The following is a 17,024-nucleotide window of genomic DNA, read 5'->3' as shown; positions in this document are numbered from 1 at the left end:
CCGCAACGTATGACCACAGGCGCCGCGTTGATCGGTCAGTCGAGTGCGCGGTGCCCTCACCACTTGCGGGACACGCCGTGAATCCGTCCGCTGAGGCTCCTTGGCGGCATCCATGCCGCCAAGGGTCCCGCAACCGGCGAGGACACCGCACCTGAAAGGTGGTCGGCGCTCGCATAAGAGCTGCCTGTCGCGCGACGTGCATTGGTCGTTGACTGTTGGGCCGCGCAGGTACATCGCTATCCAAAATGCATAGTACGTCCTGCGCTTGCCCATGCGCACCGACCATCCCGCCTGGTTGTCGCTAGAGATGCATCGGGCGTTGAGCTGGCGCACCGGCATCAAACAACGCGCAGCAGGCACTGCTCTTAATTGTGCACACCGACCATCCAGACAGATCCTTGCCCGCTCACCGTCGCGGAACCTTACGCGGCATGGATGCCGCGTAAGAGCCTACAAGGACGTACTTGCGGCGTGTCCTGCGATGGTGGGCGGGCAGGGGCCCTGCCGCCAAGCTGCAGATCGCTGCCTTACAGCTGATCTATCCGCAAACCCATATCGGCTCTCCGTCTTGCAACGTGCCATCCAGCCACCAACCAACCAAGATGTTGATTAGCAGCCACGCATCGGGCTGCGTCCAGCAAGGATCGGCCGAAGCGACCAGCGCGCTCGCGTTCAACCGCCAAGCTCCCACGGCGGCACTTCGCCCAGGCGTTCCTGCAGAAAATCCACGAATGCACGCACACGCGGCGGCTGCAGCTGGCGCGCCGGCATCACCGCGTTGATCTGCGAGGTTGGCGGCGGGTAATCGGGGAGCACTTCGACCAATCGGCCGTTGCGCAGTTCCTCGGCGATATGCCAGTACGAATGCAACGCGATGCCTTGGCCGGCGACGGCTGCATCGCGGATCAACTCACCGAAATTGCTCTCGAAGCGGCTTTGCATGCGGACGCGTACCAGGCCGCCCTCCGGCGTTTGCAACGGCCACACGTCCTGGCGGCCGTCGCGGCCCATCAGCAGCACCCCGGCATGCCCGGCCAGGTCGTCCGGCGTGCGCGGGGTGCCATGGCGCTGCAGGTAATCGGGCGAGGCGGCGAGGGTGCGGCGGTTGTCGGCGATGCGCCGCGCCACCAGCCCGGAGTCGTCCAGCGGGCCGATGCGGATCGCCAGGTCGAAGCCTTGCTTGACTAGGTCCACCAGGTCGTCGCTCAGGTGCGCACTGATGTGCACGCGCGGATGGCGGGCCTGGAATTCCGGCAGCAACGGCGACACGTACTGCCGCCCGAACGAGGCCGACATGGTCATGCGCAGGATGCCGCCGACCGCATGTGCGCTCTCGCGCAGATCGTCGGCCAGCGCACCCAGATCCTGCACCAGCACGCGGCCGCGCTCGGCCAGGCGCTGGCCTTCGGGGGTCGGGTGCAGCCGGCGCGTGGTCCGGTGCAGCAGGCGCACGCCCAGGTCGCGTTCCAGCCGCTTCAGGCGCTGGCTGGCGACCGCTACCGACAGGTCCAGGCTGCGCGCACCGGCGGTGATCGAGCCGGAATCGAGCACGCGCAGGAACAGGGCGATATCGCCGATGCGGTCCATTACGATTCTCAACGATTGGTTGATAGTGAATCAGGATAGCAGGGGTTTTTGCTTAGGACGCCGGAGCGCAGGCTGTGGGTTGTCTTCCCTGGTCCATGTCCATGTCCACGTCCGCTTCCGCGCGTTGTCCGCGTTTTCCCCCAGCGCTGCTGGCGCTGACCATCGGTGCCTTCGGCATCGGCACCACCGAGTTCGTGATCATGGGCCTGCTGCAGCAGGTGGCCACCGACCTGGGCGTGTCGCTCAGCGCCGCCGGCCTGCTGATCAGCGGCTATGCACTGGGCGTGTTCGTCGGGGCACCGGTGCTGACGCTGGCCAGTGCACGGCTGCCGCGCAAGGCGGTGCTGGTCGGGCTGATGGCGATCTTCACCCTGGGCAACGTGGCCTGCGCGCTGGCGCCGGATTACACCGGCCTGATGGTTGCGCGCGTGCTGACCTCGCTGGCGCACGGCACCTTCTTCGGCGTGGGCGCGGTGGTGGCGACCTCGCTGGTCCCGGCCGAGCGCCGTGCGTCGGCGATCTCGCTGATGTTTGCCGGGCTGACCGTGGCCACGCTACTGGGCGTGCCGGCCGGCGCCTGGCTGGGCCTGCAGCTGGGCTGGCGGGCGACGTTCTGGGCGGTTGCGATCGTCGGCGTGCTGGCCACGGCCGCAGTGGCGTTGTGGGTGCCGGCGAACGCAGGCGCGGCCGCGCCGGTGTCGTGGCGCCAGGAAGTGGCGGTGCTGGGGCGCGGGCAGGTGCTGCTGGCGCTGGCAATCACGGTGGTGGGCTATGCCGGTGTGTTCGCGGTGTTCACCTATATCCAGCCGTTGCTGGTGGACGTGAGCGGTTTCGCGCAGACGGCGGTGTCGCCGGTGTTGCTGGTCTTCGGCGTCGGCATGATCGCGGGCAATCTGCTGGGCGGGCGTCTGGCCGACCGGCGCCCCACCGCCGCCTTGCTGGGCAGCCTGGCGGCGTTGGTGCTGGTGCTCGCCGCGATGGGCCTGGTGCTGCACATCAAGACCGCGATGGTGGTGTTCGTCGGGCTGCTGGGCGTGGCCGCCTTCGCCACCGTGGCGCCGCTGCAGTTGCGCGTGCTCGAGCATGCACGCGGTGCCGGCCAGAACCTGGCCTCCAGTCTCAATATCGCCGCGTTCAATCTGGGCAATGCGCTGGGCGCCTGGCTGGGCGGTGTGGTGATCGCCACGCGCGCCGGGCTGGTCGCCACCCCGTGGGTCGCCACGCTGTTGAGCGCGCTCGGCCTGGGGATTGCGTTGTGGAGCGTGCAGCTGCAACGCCGGCGTGCCGCCGCACCGGGCGTGTGCGCGCAGGCCGGTTGATTCGTTCTTAGGCATGAGCGCAGTGGCCGCGCAGCCGGCTACCTGCGCGATCGCGCAGGTGGTCGGCGAGCGGATCGTCGCGCCCGGTGTCGCGCGTTGCCGGATCGGCCGGCACGGCGCGCGGATTTTCTTTCGGTTTCAAGGAGCATTGCGATGGACACACGTTTTCTCGGCCGTTCCGGTTTCAAGGTGCCGGTGCTGGGTCTGGGGGCCGGCACCTTTGGCGGCAAGGGGCCGCTGTTTTCCGCATGGGGCGATACCGATGTGGCGCAGGCGCGGCGCATGATCGATCTGTGCCTGGAGGCGGGCCTGAACCTGTTCGACACCGCCGATGTGTATTCGGACGGCGCCTCTGAAGAGATTCTCGGCCAGGCGCTGCAGGGCCGCCGCGATCAGGTGATCCTCTCGACCAAGACCGGTCTGCGTCTGGGCGATGGTCCCAACGACGCCGGCGCCTCGCGCTTCCGCCTGTTGCGTGCGGTGGATGCCTCGTTGCGACGCTTGCGTACCGACTATATCGATCTGCTGCAGCTGCATGCCTTCGACGCGATGACCCCGGTGGAAGAAACCCTGTCCACGCTCGATGCGCTGGTCCGCGCCGGCAAGGTGCGCTACCTGGGCGCGTCCAACTACGCCGGTTGGCAGCTGATGAAGTCGTTGGCGGTGGCCGACGCGCAGGGCTGGAGCCGCTTTGTCGCCAACCAGACCTACTACTCGCTGGCCGGGCGCGATTACGAATGGGAGCTGATGCCGTTGGGCATCGACCAGGGCGTGGGCGCGGTGGTGTGGAGTCCGCTGGGCTGGGGGCGTCTGACCGGCAAGCTGCGCCGCGGCCAGGCGTTGCCCGAACACAGTCGCCTGCACGCCACCGCTGCCGCCGGGCCGGCGATCAGCGACGAGCGCCTGTTCGACATCGTCGATGTGCTCGACGCGATTGCCGAAGAGACCGGCCGCAGCGTGCCGCAGATCCCCATCAACTGGCTGCTGCAACGGCCCACCGTGAGCACGGTGCTGATCGGCGCACGCGACGAAGCGCAGCTGCGCCAGAACCTGGGCGCGGTGGGGTGGTCGCTGACGGACGAGCAACGTGCGCGCCTGGATGCGGTGAGCGCGGTGGAGCCGCCGTATCCGTATTACCCGTACTGGCGCGGGCACTTTGCCGAACGCAGCCCGCTGCCGGTGTAGTGCGGCATCACGAGAGCGGCATCACAAGGGCCGCATCACAACGGCCGTGCCGCGCGCGGAATTACCTCGGGATAGGGCACCCTTATGCCTCGAAAGAGCCGAAAGAGCGCACCCGGGTTGAACGGCGGATGCGACAGGTCGTCGATCGGCCCCGCTGTGCGCGGTTGCGCGGCCGATGCTGGCGATGAGAAAGCACAGCAGTCGAATGGCTGCGACGGGGTAACGGCTGACCGGCTGCCAGAGGCAGGCATGCAGTGTGTCTGTGTTTCCACGTTGCGCGTTCGAGGACGTGGCAGTGCGCCCACACGTAGACCGCGCGACGGCCCTGGACTGCCGCGCGGAACGACGCCTTGGCTTGCTTACCAGCGATACGCCACCGACATCTGATACTGCCGTCCAGCGATCGGCCGGCCCATGAACACGCCGCCGGTCGCAGCACCCGGCACGCGCACATTGCCTTCGGTCAGGCCCAGCGTGTCGGTGACGTTGCTGCCGCTGGCGGTCACTTCCCAGTGTTCGCCCACATGCAGATTGGCGCCAATGTCGAGCATGTCGTAGGACGGCAGCCGCTGGCTGTTGGCCAGGTCCGCAAAGCGATCGCCGATGTAGGAATAGGTGGCAAACACCTTCAGGTCGCCGAACGGCAGCATCCAGTAATAACTGGGCGTGATGCGGAACTGGCGCTTGGGCTGGCGCATCACCTGGTTGCCGGTGAACTCGCGGTAGTTGCGGTACTTCGCATCCAGCCACACCCCGGTGCCGGCCAGCTCGAAGCCGCCGAACGGGCGAATTGCGCCTTCCACTTCCAGCCCGCGCGCACGCGCGTCGCCCACGGTGGTGAAGTTTTCGCCATTGGCCAAAAACGCCTGGAACGGCGAGTTCTTGAAGGTGTTGTAGAACGCGGTCAGGTACAGGTCGTAGCTGCCGGCACCGGACTTGAGCCCGAGTTCGTACTGATCCACTTCCTGCACGCGATTCTGGCCATCGCGCAGATTGTCGAAGCCGGGAAACTTCACGCCCGAGTTGACGCGTGCGAACAGGCTGTTGCGCGTATCGAGCGTGAAGTTCAGGCCCGCCGTCCAGGAAAACGCCTCATCGTCCTGGTCGATGCGGCGCGTGCTGGCCAGCGCCAGCGAGGTGGCGTTGTCGTACAGCGTGTCCGGGTTGCCGTCCAGATCGACGGTGGCGGTGTCGTGCACATCGCCGGTGACGCTCTGGCGCTCGTAGCGGGCGCCCAGGTCCAGACGCAGCCGCGCGTTGAGCTCCCATTCGTCGGCGACGAAGGCGGCGATGTTCTCGCCATCGTAGTTGGCGCGCAGGTTGAAGAACGCGGTGCTGGTGAAGCCCTGGCGCGTGGCCTGCTGGCCGTTGTCCAGCGCCAGATCGATACGGCGTGCGTTGTTCTGCGCGGTGAGCAGCATGGTGTTGCCCAGGTACCAGGTGTCGGCCGAGGAGTACCTGGCGTAATACGCACCCACGGTAAGCGTATTGCCAGTAAACAATTCGCGGCTCAGGCGCAGGTCGTTGGTGAGCGAATTCAGGCGCTTGTCCACCGACCACCAGCCGGCTTCGAGCACCTGCTGATTCGGATCGACCACGCCGCCGCCATTGGTGTACGTCGCGGTGCCGCTGCTGCCGTAGCCGGCGATGAAATCGCCCAGGCGCTGCGGCGCATCGCCGGTGAACAACGCATAGGTCGGCGCGCTGCCGCTCATCACGTTGAAGCGGTCGGCGATGGTCCAGCCGCCGGTTTCCCAGTTCAATTCGCCGCCGAACACATCGATGTTGACGCCGCGTCCGTCGGCCAGGTCGCGGCGGATGGTCTGTCCATCCGGCCCGACCAGCAGGTCGACATTGCGGAAGTCGCGGCCGAGCAGGGTGCCGGTCTGCGCATTCAAGCCGGGAAAACTGGACAGGTCGTTGCCGTTGTTGCGCGACAGCAGCGGAATGGCGGTGTAGAAGGCATTGTTGTCGTCGGTATGCCGCGCGTAGAACGACAGCTCGCCACTGTCCCAACGCTTGCTCAAGGTGGCGCTGAACTGGCCACCCTTGTCGGCGGAGAACTGCGGGTCGCGGACGCCATCGGTTTGGCGAAAGAAACCGCCCACGCTGTAGTACCAGCCATTGCCCATCGGCCCGCTGTTGAACACATCGATGCGGCGCAGCGCGTTGTTGCCGCCGGTCAGGCGCACGCTGCCTTCGGGCTCGTCCTGGCCTTTTTTCTGGATGAAATTGACCGTCAGGCCCGGCTGGCCGTTGGAGAAGATCGGGCTGGAGCCGCCACGCAACACCTCCATGCGCTCGACCGTGTCGTCGACGCGCAGCAGCGTGGAATTCTCCAGGAACGACAGGGTCGGCGGCGGAAACAGCGGCGAGCCATCCAGTTGCATGGTCACGAACGGCGCATCGCCCTCGGACGGCATGCCGCGCACAAAGATATTGGCACCGGTGCCGCCGCCGCTGGGCTCGGCCCATACGCCGGGCACGATCTTCAGCAGGTCTGCAGTGCTCTGCGGCACGGCCTGCTGGATCTGCTCCGGGCTGGCAGTGGTGATCGAGAAGCTGGCATCGCGCTTGGCCAGGCCCTTGAAGCGCGCGGTGCCGCTGACGATCACTGCATCCAACGTGGTGGCCTCGCTGCGAGGCTCCGCGGTTGAGGATTGCGCATGCGCAACGGGCGCAAGCAATGTGCCGATGGCAAGGGACAGTGCATAGCGGGGCATCGATGAGGTCATGAAAGCTCTCCTGAGATGGCGTCGCAGCTGGCGGCAATGCGCGCATCGTGCATGCGTCGTCAAAGGGTGGCCGGCAGCACGTGATAGAGGCCGGTTACGCAACGCGGCGACACACGTCGCGGTGTTGTTCTAACGGAGTTGCCGGCAAAAGCTGTTGTGCGCCGCGGCAAGCTGCAGCCAACGGGCTCGCCATCGTTCACTGCAGCACGGCGCTAGCGGCATGTGCGCATGGCAGCTGCGTCGACATCGGGCTGCGTGTGGCGCTGTTTCAATGCGCGCCACAGCGCAGGCGATGCGATCCATCGCGGCAGCACGATGGCCTTTACGCATGTCATGCGAGACACCACGCACGGTGCTTTACCTTATGCCAGGCGGGCACGCGCTTGCGTCCGCTTTACGCTGCTGCGCGTCCTGGCGCCGTTTCGCGGATCGGCAGGTTGATCAGTGCGGCGATGACTGCCAGCAGCATGTCGGCGTACCACATCCAGCTGAAATCGCCGAAGCGTTCCAGCGCCAGCCCGCCCAGCCACGCCCCGAAGAAGCCACCGGTCTGGTGCGACAACAAGGCCAGGCCGAACAGGGTGCCGAGGTAGCGCGGGCTGAACAGCTTGCCGATCAAGCCTGCTGTCGGCGGCACCGTGCCCAGCCAGGTGAAGCCCAGTGCCGCGGCGAACAAGTAGAACGTCAGCGGCGTCTCGAGCCGGCCCGTGCAACGCAGCACCTCGACTCGTTGCTGCGGCCGATGCGGCGCAGGACTGCCATCTGCATGCCGGTACGTGCGGCATTGCAGCGCACCGAGACCAGCGGTCCCGATGCCGGACATGACGAGGCCGCCCGAAGGCGGCCTCGCTTATGACGGCGGGAGAGAGCTACCGTCAGAAGAACAGGCGCACGCCGAACGAGGCGCTGCGGCCGGGAAGCATCACATCGTCCTTGAGGAAGGAGGTGTGCACGCGTGCGTCCTGGTTGGTCAGGTTGTTGCCGTCCAGGAACACTTCCCACGCGTTGCTGCCGCGGTCCACGTGGTAGGCCAGATGCGCATCGACGAATGTATAGCCGTCGGTCGGGGTCTCGTTCACCGCCACCTTGTCCTGCTTCATGGTGCGGGTGGCGCCGAGCGAGGCGCGCCATGCATCGGTGTTCCAGCGCATCTGCGCGCCGACCCGGCCCGGTGCGATACGCGGCAGGTTGCCGCCATCCTTCAGGCGCGCACGCACGGTGTCGCCGAACACGCGCAGGTCCCACGCGCCGGTGTCGTTATCGGCCAGATGGAAGGTGGCTTCGCCCTCGAAGCCGTGGAAGACCGCGTCGTTCTGCGTCCACTGGCGGATCGGCAGGAAGTCGTTGTCTTCTTCGTTGAACCATTGGCCGCCGGTATCGACGATATAGACGAAGTCGTTGTAGCGGTTGTAGTAGGCGGCGATCTTGGCATCCACCCATGCGTTCTGGAAGTTCAACCCCAGCTCGGCCTGGTTGGCCTTCTCGGTCTTCAGATCCGCATCGCCGATCTCGTAGGCGAGGGTGGCGATGTGCGGGCCGTCGGCGAACAGCTCTTCCTCGGCCGGCGCGCGTTCGGCATGGTCGAGGTTGGCGGTCAGGCGCCACTGCTCGTTGAAGCGGAAACCGCCGCTGGCCGAGAAGCTGGTCGGGGTGAAGTCGCGGTCCACGCCGATGTCGGTGCGGTACTTGACCTTGTCCACGCGCGCGCCGACTTCGGCGGTGACGCGCTCCCAGCTGTTGCGCGCAACGCCGAACACGCCGAGCGAGCGGGTGTCGGTCTTGGGCACGAAGGATTCCTCGCCGATCGCCTGGAAGGTGGTGTCGCTGCCCTGCAGGCCGAACGCGGTCTGCCAGCCGCCGCCGAAGGTGAACGATGCTTCCACGCGGCCTTCGTTGGCGCGCTTGGTGAACACGGTGCCGACTTCTTCGCCTTCGAACTCGGTGTGCGCGTAATCGGTGTGGCCGAAGCTGTAGCGCAGCGCGCTGCCGTCGCCCCAGGGATCGGTCAGCCCGCCCTTGAGGTCGTAGCGGTCCTGCTGCAGCTTCAACGACACCCCACGCTCGCCGATCGTCGGATCGCCCGGCTCGCCGGGGTTGCCGTAGTTGTCGCGGAAACGCGAGGCCGACAGGCCGACGAAACCCCAGTCGCCGGACAGCGAGGCGCCGACCGAGCCGACCTTGGAGTCGATCCAGCTGTTGAGCTGGCGCCCCTGCGGGGTGTCGTAATCGTTCTGGTTGCGGTACACGCCGTCGGCGTGGATCGACAGGCCGCTGCCATTGCCGGCATCGACGCGGAACATGTCGGTGTTGCCGTCCTTGTCGCCACCGTCCAAGCGCACTTCGGCGCGGCCGCTGAAGCCGTCTACCGGGGTTTCGGCAATGCGCCCGTCGACCACGTTGACCACGCCGCCGATCGCGCCGGAGCCGTACAGCAGCGTGGAGGGGCCCTTGAGCACTTCGATCTGGTTGGCCAGGAACGGCTCGATCGCCGGCGAGTGGTCCTGGCTGACCGTGGACACGTCCTGGCTGGACAGGCCATCGCGCAGCACCGCCACGCGCGGGCCGTCCAGGCCGCGGATGATCGGCCGGCCGACGCCGGGGCCGAAATTGGAACTCTGCACACCGGGCAGGCTGGCCACGGTTTCGCCCAGGCTGGCGCTGCGCACCTCGTCCAGACGCTCGCCGGCCAGCACCTCGACCGGGCGGCTCAATTCCCCGGCCGCATCGCGCAGCGGGCTGGCGGTGACCACGACCTTGTCCAGGTCCTTGATATGGCGGCCACTGGAGGCGGTGGCGTCGTGGCGCGTGTCCGAGCTGGGCGGGGTCTGCGGGTCGGCAGCTGTCGGCGCGTCCTCGGCCATGGCCAGGGCGGGAGTCAGCAGGCTGGTCAACGCCAGCGAGAGCGTGGAGCGACGGAACGAGAAAGCGGGGCGAGGATGCATGGCAGGCCGGACTCTGTGATTGTTACTGTATATCAATGATAAGGCGCAGCTTGGCGACTGTGCCGACGGCAGGACCCGCTCGCATGTGCGATGTAGCGGTGCGGGTCTGGAACAAGGAAGATGTTATATTATTCCACGTCGCCGCGAGCCCTGCTGGAAGTCATGCCTCTACCGTCCCTTCGCCATGTGCTCGACCGCTTCGGTGCGACCGGTTCGCTGCTGTGCGCCGTGCATTGCGCGGTGCTGCCGCTGGTACTGGCCCTGGCCCCCTCGTTGGGCTTGTCGTTCTGGCTGGGCGATGGGGTCGAATTGGCCGTCGTGGTGTTCGTGACGCTGCTGGGCTTGTTTAGCCTGGTATTGGGGTATCGCCGCCACAAGGCGCTGCATGCGCTGGCGCTGTTGCTGCCGGGCTTGCTGCTGCTGTGGGCCGGCTTGCTCTACGACCCCTTGCACCACGCGGTGGTGCCGCATGCGGTGGTGATGACGCTCGGTGGTGCGCTGGTCGGCATCGCCCACCTGGTCAATCTGCGTCTGAACCACGGGCACGCCCACGTCCACGACGCCAGCTGCGCACACTAGCCCGGGCTGCGCGGGCCGGGGCCTACGTGGTAGGCTTGCCGGCCTTGCGCGAGGGCGCCGCCGGCGTAAACCTCGCCAGACCCGTGTTCAGCACGGGGATTTTGTATTCAGCATTCACATTCAGGAGTCGACGAACATGGGTAAGGGTGACCGCAAGACCGCCAAGGGCAAGCGCTACAATTCCAGCTACGGCAATTCGCGTTCGCACGCGGTGAGCAAGGTTGTCGTGGGTGCAGCTGCCCCGGTCGCCAAGAAGGGCGTGGTCAAGGCCCCGGCCAAGAAGGCTGTCGCCAAGAAGACCGTTGCCAAGGCCGGCTGATCCTTCGCCCGCTTCGCGACAGCAGAACGCGGCGCTTGCGCCGCGTTTTTTTATGCCTGGCATCGGCGCAGACGCGTAATGCAGTGCTTGCCCCACCAGCCGGGTCGCCACCGGCTGGCGTCTAACCGGCAAGGCGCGCGCGCCGCTGGCGTCCCGTTGGCGCAGGGCGTCACAGCGCCATCCGGAGTGTGCGGTGGCATGGCCGGCATCTGCACCGTGCGGTCCACCGGCCCTGCGCCGCTTTCCCGCGTGGGGTGGTCAGTGCGTCGCCGCAGTGGTCGGTGGGTGTGTCGGCGTCGGCGCCAGCAACTGTTCGGCCAGGCCACGATAGAGCGGCGTCTTGCACACCAGCGCAGACATGGCGCGCGCGATCAGCACGGTGGCCAGGATCGGCAACAGCATCTGGCGGGTGTCGGTCAGTTCCAGCGAGATCACCGCCGAGGTCAACGGCGCCTGGGTCACGCCGGTCAGGTATGCGCACATGCCCAGCAGCACGAAGGTACGCGGGTCCACGCCCGGCATCAGCACCGACAGGTTGTGGCCGATGCCGGCGCCCACCGCCAGCGCTGGCGAGAACAGCCCGCCCGGAATGCCGGCCAGGTACGAGACCAGATTGGCCACCAGCTTCACCAGTCCGAATTCGTGGCCGACCACCGCCTGGCCCTGCACCAGGCTGCGCGCCTGCTCGTACCCGGTGCCGAACGCGCCTTGCCCGAACAGCAGTGCCAGGCCGACCAGCAGCACCCCGCACAGCGCGGCCAGCAGCACCGGATGGCGCCGGCGCAGCGTCGCCAGCCAGCGCGGCTTGCCGCCGGCACTGGCCAGCACCAGGCGCGCGAAGATGCCGCCGAGCAGGCCAGCCACGCTGCCGCATAGCGCGATCGCCAGCCACGCCTGGCCCAGCGGCAAGGCCACCGCCACCTTGCCGAAGTAGGTGTAGTTACCCAACAGACCCAGCGACACCACGCCGCCGACGATCACCGCGGTCAGCAAGGTGCCGGAGAAGCGGTGCTCGAAGCGCCCGCTCAATTCCTCGATCGCAAACACTACCCCGGCCAGCGGCGTGTTGAACGCCGCGGCGATACCGGCAGCGCCGCCGGCAAGCAGAAAATGCGAGAGCTCGCGCGGATCGTGAAACCCGAACCAGCGCCCGAACACATGCATCAGGCTGGCGCCGACATGCACGGTGGGGCCTTCGCGTCCCACCGAGGCGCCACCGAGCAGCGACAAGGTGGTCAGGGCGAGCTTGCCGAGCGACACGCGCAGCGACAGATTGGTCTGGCGGAATGCCGCGTCGTCATGTTCCAGTGCCGCGATGACCTGCGGGATGCCGCTGCCACGCGTGGGCCGCATTGCGCCGGAGGTGAGCCAGGCCAGCAGGGCGAAGATGCCCGGCGTCAGCAGCAGCGCCCACCAGATCGAATGCGCGGTGATGCGCTGAAACAACTGGAAGGCGGCGTCGCTGGCCTTGGCGAACACGATCGCCACCAGCGCCACTGCAATCGCGCCACCCCAGAGTGCGGCGCGACGACGCCAGCCTTCGCTGGACAACAACGGCCGCAGCCGGAGCCGGCGCGGCGAGGGGGCAGGAGCAGGCATGGCGCGATTGTCGCATCGACGCAGCGCGGCCGCGACGCGTCACTCAGTGTGTGGCAGCCGGCGGCGCGCGCAAGGCCGGCAGCAACGTGGCGGGATTGCCATCGTTGGGGGCGGCGGGAATGCCCAACAGCCGGGTCATCAGCGCATACACATCGACATTGTCGAAACCCGGCAATGTCTTGCCCTGCGCCAGGTCCGGGCCCTGCGCCAGGAACACTGCACGCATCGAGGGCAGCGCCGGATCGAAGCCGTGCGAACCGCGCATCTGATCGCGCGGGCGCTTGGCCAGTTTGTCCGGGAACAGTGCATCCCAGCCTTCGTGCATCTGGCACACGATCGGCGGAATGCGCGGATGCGTGCCGTAGTGCCAGCGTGCCGGCAGCTCCGGCTTGCGCCAGCAGTCGTACTGCGCATGCGCACCGAGCAGGCCAGCTTCGGCGCGGGCCTGCTGTCCCGGCAATGGCGAAAAGCCGATCACCTGCCCGTCGGTCACGGCAGTGGCGATGTCCGGCCGCGCCATGTCTTCCACGCTGATCGCATGCCCGGGCGCCACCTCGGCCATGCCGTGGTCGGAGACCACAACGATATTGGTGCGCGCGCGCGTGCCGTCGCGCTGCATGCCGGCCAGCAGCCGGCCGATCGCGCCATCCACCGCACGCACGTTGTCGGCGTATTCGCGCGACTCTGGGCCGTGGTCGTGGCCGGCTTCGTCCACGTGTTCGAAGTACAGCGTGACCAGGCGGTTGCTGGCGGCGCCGGACGCGGCCAGCCAGCCCCGCACTTCGTCCACGCGCGCGTCCAGACCGCTGCCTTTTTCGTAGTGGCGCCAACGCGTGGGGCGCACGCCACCGATCGCCGCCTCGCTGCCGGGCCACGACCAGGTCGCGGCATGCAGGCCGTGCGTTTCCGCACCCACCCACAGCGGCTCGCCGCCCCACCAGCGCGCATCGCCGACCGCGTCCTGCTTGCTCAGCCAGAAGCCGCCCAGCGTCGCATCGCGCATGCTGTTGTGCACGATGCCGTGGTGATCCGGGCGCAGGCCGGTGACCAGGGTGTAGTGATTGGGGAAGGTCAGTGACGGGTACGACGGCGTCATCCAGCGCGCACGTACGCCGTCGTGCGCCAGCTGCGACAGATTCGGTGTAATGCCGCGATCGAGCATGTCCGCGCGCAGCCCGTCGATGGAGATCAGCAGCACGCTGTGCGGCAAATCGCTGTGCGGTGCGTCTGCCGGCGCGGGCGCCGCAGGGGCGGGCGGTGGCGTACTGTGCGAAGGGGGGCGAGAAGTACAGGCCGCGAGCAACGCGAGCGCGGTTGCGGCGAACAGAAAATGTCGATCGATCATCGCCCCAGTTTACGGCCTCACAATGACGCCGCGAAGTCAGCGCCCGCCGGCTGCGGAAGATGCGGCGAACAGATCGTCGGCAGTTGCGCTCTGGCGCGGCGACCAGCCTTCCAGCTGCAACAAGGCCTGCTTGGTCGGCAGGCCGCCGCCGAAGCCGGTCAGCGCGCCATTGGCGCCGATCACACGGTGGCAGGGCAGCACGATCGGCAACGGATTGCGTCCATTGGCAGCGCCAACCGCGCGGCTGGCGGCCGGGCGTCCCACCGCATGCGCGAGTTGCGCATAGCTCCAGGTCTGCCCGAACGGAATCTGCGCCAGCGTATGCCAGACCTGCAGCTGAAACGGCGTGCCGGTCGGGGCCAATGGCAGATCGAAGCTGCGCCGCCCGCCGTGCAGATAGTCGAGCAATTGCTCGCGTGCCTCGCGCACCAGCGGCGCATCGGGGTCGTGCTGCCAACGCGCGCGGCCGATCGCGTCGTAGCGGTTCTGCGCAAACAGGATGTGGTGCACGCCGGCAGCATCGGCGGCCACGCTGAGCGCGCCGATCGGCGAAGGGAAGGTGTCGTAATACAACGTGCTCATGAGCGGGTGTCCTTGCGATCGACAGCGAGATGCCACAGGTGCAATACGGCGTAGGCGCGCCACGGCCGCCAGGCCTGCGAGCGCGCCTCGGTGGCACGCGCGCTCAGGCGCCCGGGCGTGCCGAGCACCTGCTGCAGGATCAGGTCGCCGGCCGGAAACGCGTCCGGATGCGACAGCGCACGCATGGCGACGTAGTGCGCGGTCCACGGCCCGATGCCGGGCAACGCGGTGCAGGCGGCGACGAACTCGGGCAGGCGCTGGCCGGCGCCGAAATGCAGCCGCCCTTGCGCGCACGCCGAGGCCAGCGCACGCAGCGTGGCGGCGCGCGCCCGCGGTAGCCCCAGTTGTTCCAGCGGCGCCTCGGCCAGCTGTACCGGGGTCGGAAAGATGCGGTCCAGGCCGGGCGGCATCTCCCCATGATGGCCGCCATGCCGATCGACCAGCCGCGCCGCCAGCGTCGCCGCGCCGGCCACGCTGATCTGCTGGCCCAGCACGGCGCGCACGGCCACTTCAAAGCCGTCCCAGCCGCCCGGCACGCGCAGGCCGGGGCGGCGCGCGATCGCCTCGGCCAGCAGCGGCTCGGCCGCCAGCGTGGCGTGCACCGCCTGCAGATCCGCATCCAGGTCGAACAGCCGGCGTACCCGCCGCACGATCTGCGGAATCTGCCGCGGGTCGGTCGCGCCGATGCGCAGCAACAACTCCGCACGCTGCGGTGCCGCGCTGACCTCGATCAGCGTCGCGTTGCCCGGTGTGCCGATCACGCGCCGGTAGCCGCTGGCGTCGACCTGCTCGATGCCGGGAATCGCGCGGCGCTGCAGAAATGCCAGCATCGCCGGCAGATCCAGCGGCGGGCGATAGCCCAGGCGCAGGGTCAACTCGCCACCGGGCACCTCGGCACGCTGCTTGCGCAGCGCCGACGGCGGCATCCCGCAGCCTTCCAGGAACGCGGCATTGAAGCGGCGCAGGCTGTTGAAGCCGGCCGCCAGCGCGACCTCGGTAACCGGCAATGCGGTCTCGGTCAGCAACTGCTTGGCCAGCAGCAGCCGGCGCGTGCCGTGCACCTGGATCGGGGTGGCACCGAGCTGCTGTACGAACTGCCGCTGCAACTGGCGCGCGCTCAGGCCCACCGCGTCGGCCAGGGTCTGCACCGGCTGCTCCAGCAGGGCGCCGTCGGCAATCATCGCCAGTGCGCGCTGCACGCTCTCCTCGCCCAGGTGCTGCTGCGCCTGCGGCGACAGCTCGGGGCGGCAGCGCAGGCAGGGGCGGTAGCCGGCGGCACTGGCTGCCGCCGCGCTGGGGTAATAGCTGATGTTGCCCGGCTTGGGCGGGGGCGCCGGACAGACCGGGCGGCAGTAGATGCCGGTGCTGCGCACCGCGGTGAAGAACAGCCCGTCGAAGCGTGCGTCGCGCGCCAGACGGGCGCGGTCGCATTGGAGTCGGTCGGGCGTGGCGGTCTGCATGGCGCCAGTCTATGCGCTCGCCCCGGCGTCGGCTGGCCGTTTTCGGACAGGGCTGCGCCGGGCCTGTGCGTTCATGGCAGGGTCAAACGCTTCGCCCATTCAGCCATAGACTGAGGGTGATCCCCGTCGCGGTCCGTTGCCTGACATCATGCTGAAACTGCTCTGCCTGTCCCTTTCATGCGTGCTGGCGCTGGCGGCCTGCGACCGCACCGGTACCTCGGCCGATGCCGCCGCGACGCAGCAGAGTGGCGCGGGGCAGGGCGATGGCGACCATATGGTGTCGGTGGATACGCCCGAGCCGGCGCCGCCGCCGCGGCCGCGTGCACAGGCTGGCGAAGCCGGCTGGCCGCAGGCGGAGCTGGACGCGGGCAAGGCCTGGATCAGTTGCGCCACCGATTACAGCAGCGAAGCCGGCGACGGCACGTTGCTGCCGGCGCTGGACCGGGCCAGCGTGGAGGCGGCGCTGGCGCCGTGCCGCGACACCGGCCTGCTGCGGGTGCGCTATGCCGGCAAGATCAACGCCGGCTTCGCCGCATTGGTGTGGCGGCTGGCCGCAGTGGCCGAGCAGCTGCAGTTGCCGCATCGCATCCTGGATCTGGATTCCAGCGGCGGGCAGGTGGAAGCGGCGATTCGCGCCGGCGATGTCATCGGCGAATCCAACTGGACGATCTGGGTGCGCGAAGGCTCGATCTGCCACAGCGCCTGCGTGTTCGTGCTGGCCGCAGGCGACAACCGGCTGGTGGCCGGCAAGGTCGGCATCCACCGCATGATGCGGATCAGTTCCAAGGCCACCTCGCGCGCGGAACTCAATCGCGAGTTGCGCGAGGTCTATGGCAACGTCAAGGATTATCTGGAGCGCAACGGCGTGGCCGTGGCGGTGGCCGACCTGATGATGACCGTGCCCAACCGCAGCCTGCGCCTGCTGACGATGGACGAGCTGCGCGAGTACGGGCTGGATGGCACCAACGCGGTGCAGGACGACCTGGAGCGCATCCGCCAGATGCGCAAGTGCGGCGATGCCTTCGTGCGCCGCAAGGACGCGTTTCTGGTCGCCTTCGATCAGCGCTGCAAGGGCGAGGGCGCCGATCTGGAGGCGGTCAACGCCTGCGGCCTGGCCTTGAAGCAGCGCTTCGGCTTCCCGGATGCGGCCTGCCCGGAAGAAAGCCCGCTGGCCGAAACCGATGCCGCCGCGCTGCCGGCCAGCGCCGCGCCGCAGGCCGCGGCGGCGACCGAGGCAGCGCCGGGAATGTCCGCCGCAGCGCCAACCGCGGCACCGGCGGCAGAGTCGGCTGCCGAGCCCGCGTCGGAGCCGGCCCAGGGCGAGGGCTGAGCTTCACACGCACCGCACTGCCGGCTGCCTATGGTCGCGGCA

Annotated in this window: 14 protein-coding genes; 5 read left to right on the top strand and 9 right to left on the bottom strand. The window is 68.1% G+C overall.

Annotated features, from left to right (window positions below):
• Positions 1–672: 672 nt before the first annotated feature.
• On the bottom strand, positions 673–1,587 hold the full coding sequence (locus XarjCFBP7645_RS00710; protein WP_104535865.1) for a LysR family transcriptional regulator: 915 nt from the start codon (positions 1,585–1,587) through the stop codon (positions 673–675).
• 101 nt (positions 1,588–1,688) lie between these two features.
• Between XarjCFBP7645_RS00710 and XarjCFBP7645_RS00705 the strand changes: the two genes are divergently transcribed.
• Complete coding sequence (locus XarjCFBP7645_RS00705) at positions 1,689–2,906, top strand: MFS transporter (protein ID WP_104535864.1); 1,218 nt, start codon at positions 1,689–1,691, stop codon at positions 2,904–2,906.
• A 7-nt stretch (positions 2,907–2,913) separates the two neighbouring features.
• Here the strand turns inward: XarjCFBP7645_RS00705 and XarjCFBP7645_RS21825 are convergent, their stop codons facing one another.
• Entirely contained in the window at positions 2,914–3,048 is a 135-nt protein-coding gene (locus XarjCFBP7645_RS21825; RefSeq protein ID WP_258077210.1) for a hypothetical protein, read from the bottom strand.
• Between the two features lie 11 nt (positions 3,049–3,059).
• On the opposite strand from XarjCFBP7645_RS21825, the gene XarjCFBP7645_RS00700 reads away from it, so the two are divergent.
• Positions 3,060–4,091: an aldo/keto reductase gene (locus XarjCFBP7645_RS00700; RefSeq protein ID WP_104535863.1), complete on the top strand. Its 1,032-nt coding sequence runs from the start codon at positions 3,060–3,062 to the stop codon at positions 4,089–4,091.
• Between the two features lie 359 nt (positions 4,092–4,450).
• On the opposite strand, the gene XarjCFBP7645_RS00695 is transcribed toward XarjCFBP7645_RS00700, so the two are convergent.
• The 3 genes from XarjCFBP7645_RS00695 to XarjCFBP7645_RS00685 all read right to left on the bottom strand — a co-directional run bounded on the left by XarjCFBP7645_RS00695 (position 4,451) and on the right by XarjCFBP7645_RS00685 (position 9,768).
• Entirely contained in the window at positions 4,451–6,826 is a 2,376-nt protein-coding gene (locus XarjCFBP7645_RS00695; protein ID WP_104535862.1) for a TonB-dependent receptor, read from the bottom strand.
• 394 nt (positions 6,827–7,220) lie between these two features.
• Entirely contained in the window at positions 7,221–7,547 is a 327-nt protein-coding gene (locus XarjCFBP7645_RS00690; RefSeq protein WP_258079484.1) for a hypothetical protein, read from the bottom strand.
• A 154-nt stretch (positions 7,548–7,701) separates the two neighbouring features.
• Positions 7,702–9,768, bottom strand: a complete 2,067-nt coding sequence (locus XarjCFBP7645_RS00685; RefSeq protein ID WP_104535861.1) for a TonB-dependent receptor — start codon at positions 9,766–9,768, stop codon at positions 7,702–7,704.
• Between the two features lie 162 nt (positions 9,769–9,930).
• Between XarjCFBP7645_RS00685 and XarjCFBP7645_RS00680 the strand changes: the two genes are divergently transcribed.
• Positions 9,931–10,347, top strand: coding sequence for a MerC domain-containing protein (locus tag XarjCFBP7645_RS00680; RefSeq protein ID WP_104535860.1), 417 nt, complete (start codon positions 9,931–9,933; stop codon positions 10,345–10,347).
• A 136-nt stretch (positions 10,348–10,483) separates the two neighbouring features.
• On the top strand, positions 10,484–10,666 hold the full coding sequence (locus XarjCFBP7645_RS00675; RefSeq protein WP_016904806.1) for a 30S ribosomal protein THX: 183 nt from the start codon (positions 10,484–10,486) through the stop codon (positions 10,664–10,666).
• Between the two features lie 258 nt (positions 10,667–10,924).
• Here XarjCFBP7645_RS00675 and XarjCFBP7645_RS00670 read toward each other — a convergent pair whose 3' ends face one another.
• The 4 genes from XarjCFBP7645_RS00670 to XarjCFBP7645_RS00655 are packed head-to-tail and all read right to left on the bottom strand — an operon-like array spanning position 10,925 to position 15,652.
• Positions 10,925–12,265, bottom strand: coding sequence for a chloride channel protein (locus XarjCFBP7645_RS00670; RefSeq protein ID WP_104535859.1), 1,341 nt, complete (start codon positions 12,263–12,265; stop codon positions 10,925–10,927).
• A gap of 43 nt (positions 12,266–12,308) precedes the next feature.
• Positions 12,309–13,610 carry an ectonucleotide pyrophosphatase/phosphodiesterase gene (locus XarjCFBP7645_RS00665; protein WP_104535858.1) on the bottom strand — a complete coding sequence of 434 codons (1,302 nt, stop codon included), beginning with the start codon at positions 13,608–13,610 and terminating at the stop codon, positions 12,309–12,311.
• 36 nt (positions 13,611–13,646) lie between these two features.
• Positions 13,647–14,192 (bottom strand): methylated-DNA--[protein]-cysteine S-methyltransferase, encoded by a 546-nt coding sequence (locus XarjCFBP7645_RS00660; RefSeq protein ID WP_104535857.1) that lies wholly within the window; start codon positions 14,190–14,192, stop codon positions 13,647–13,649.
• Positions 14,189–15,652, bottom strand: a complete 1,464-nt coding sequence (locus tag XarjCFBP7645_RS00655) for an AlkA N-terminal domain-containing protein (protein ID WP_104535856.1) — start codon at positions 15,650–15,652, stop codon at positions 14,189–14,191. The genes XarjCFBP7645_RS00660 and XarjCFBP7645_RS00655 overlap by 4 nt, the downstream gene beginning before the upstream one ends.
• 148 nt (positions 15,653–15,800) lie before the next feature.
• Between XarjCFBP7645_RS00655 and XarjCFBP7645_RS00650 the strand changes: the two genes are divergently transcribed.
• Complete coding sequence (locus XarjCFBP7645_RS00650; protein ID WP_104535855.1) at positions 15,801–16,982, top strand: hypothetical protein; 1,182 nt, start codon at positions 15,801–15,803, stop codon at positions 16,980–16,982.
• Positions 16,983–17,024 lie beyond the last annotated feature (42 nt).

The organism is Xanthomonas arboricola, assembly GCF_002940665.1.
Taxonomy (GTDB): domain Bacteria; phylum Pseudomonadota; class Gammaproteobacteria; order Xanthomonadales; family Xanthomonadaceae; genus Xanthomonas; species Xanthomonas arboricola_B.
This window is presented reverse-complemented; position numbering and strand designations above follow the sequence as displayed.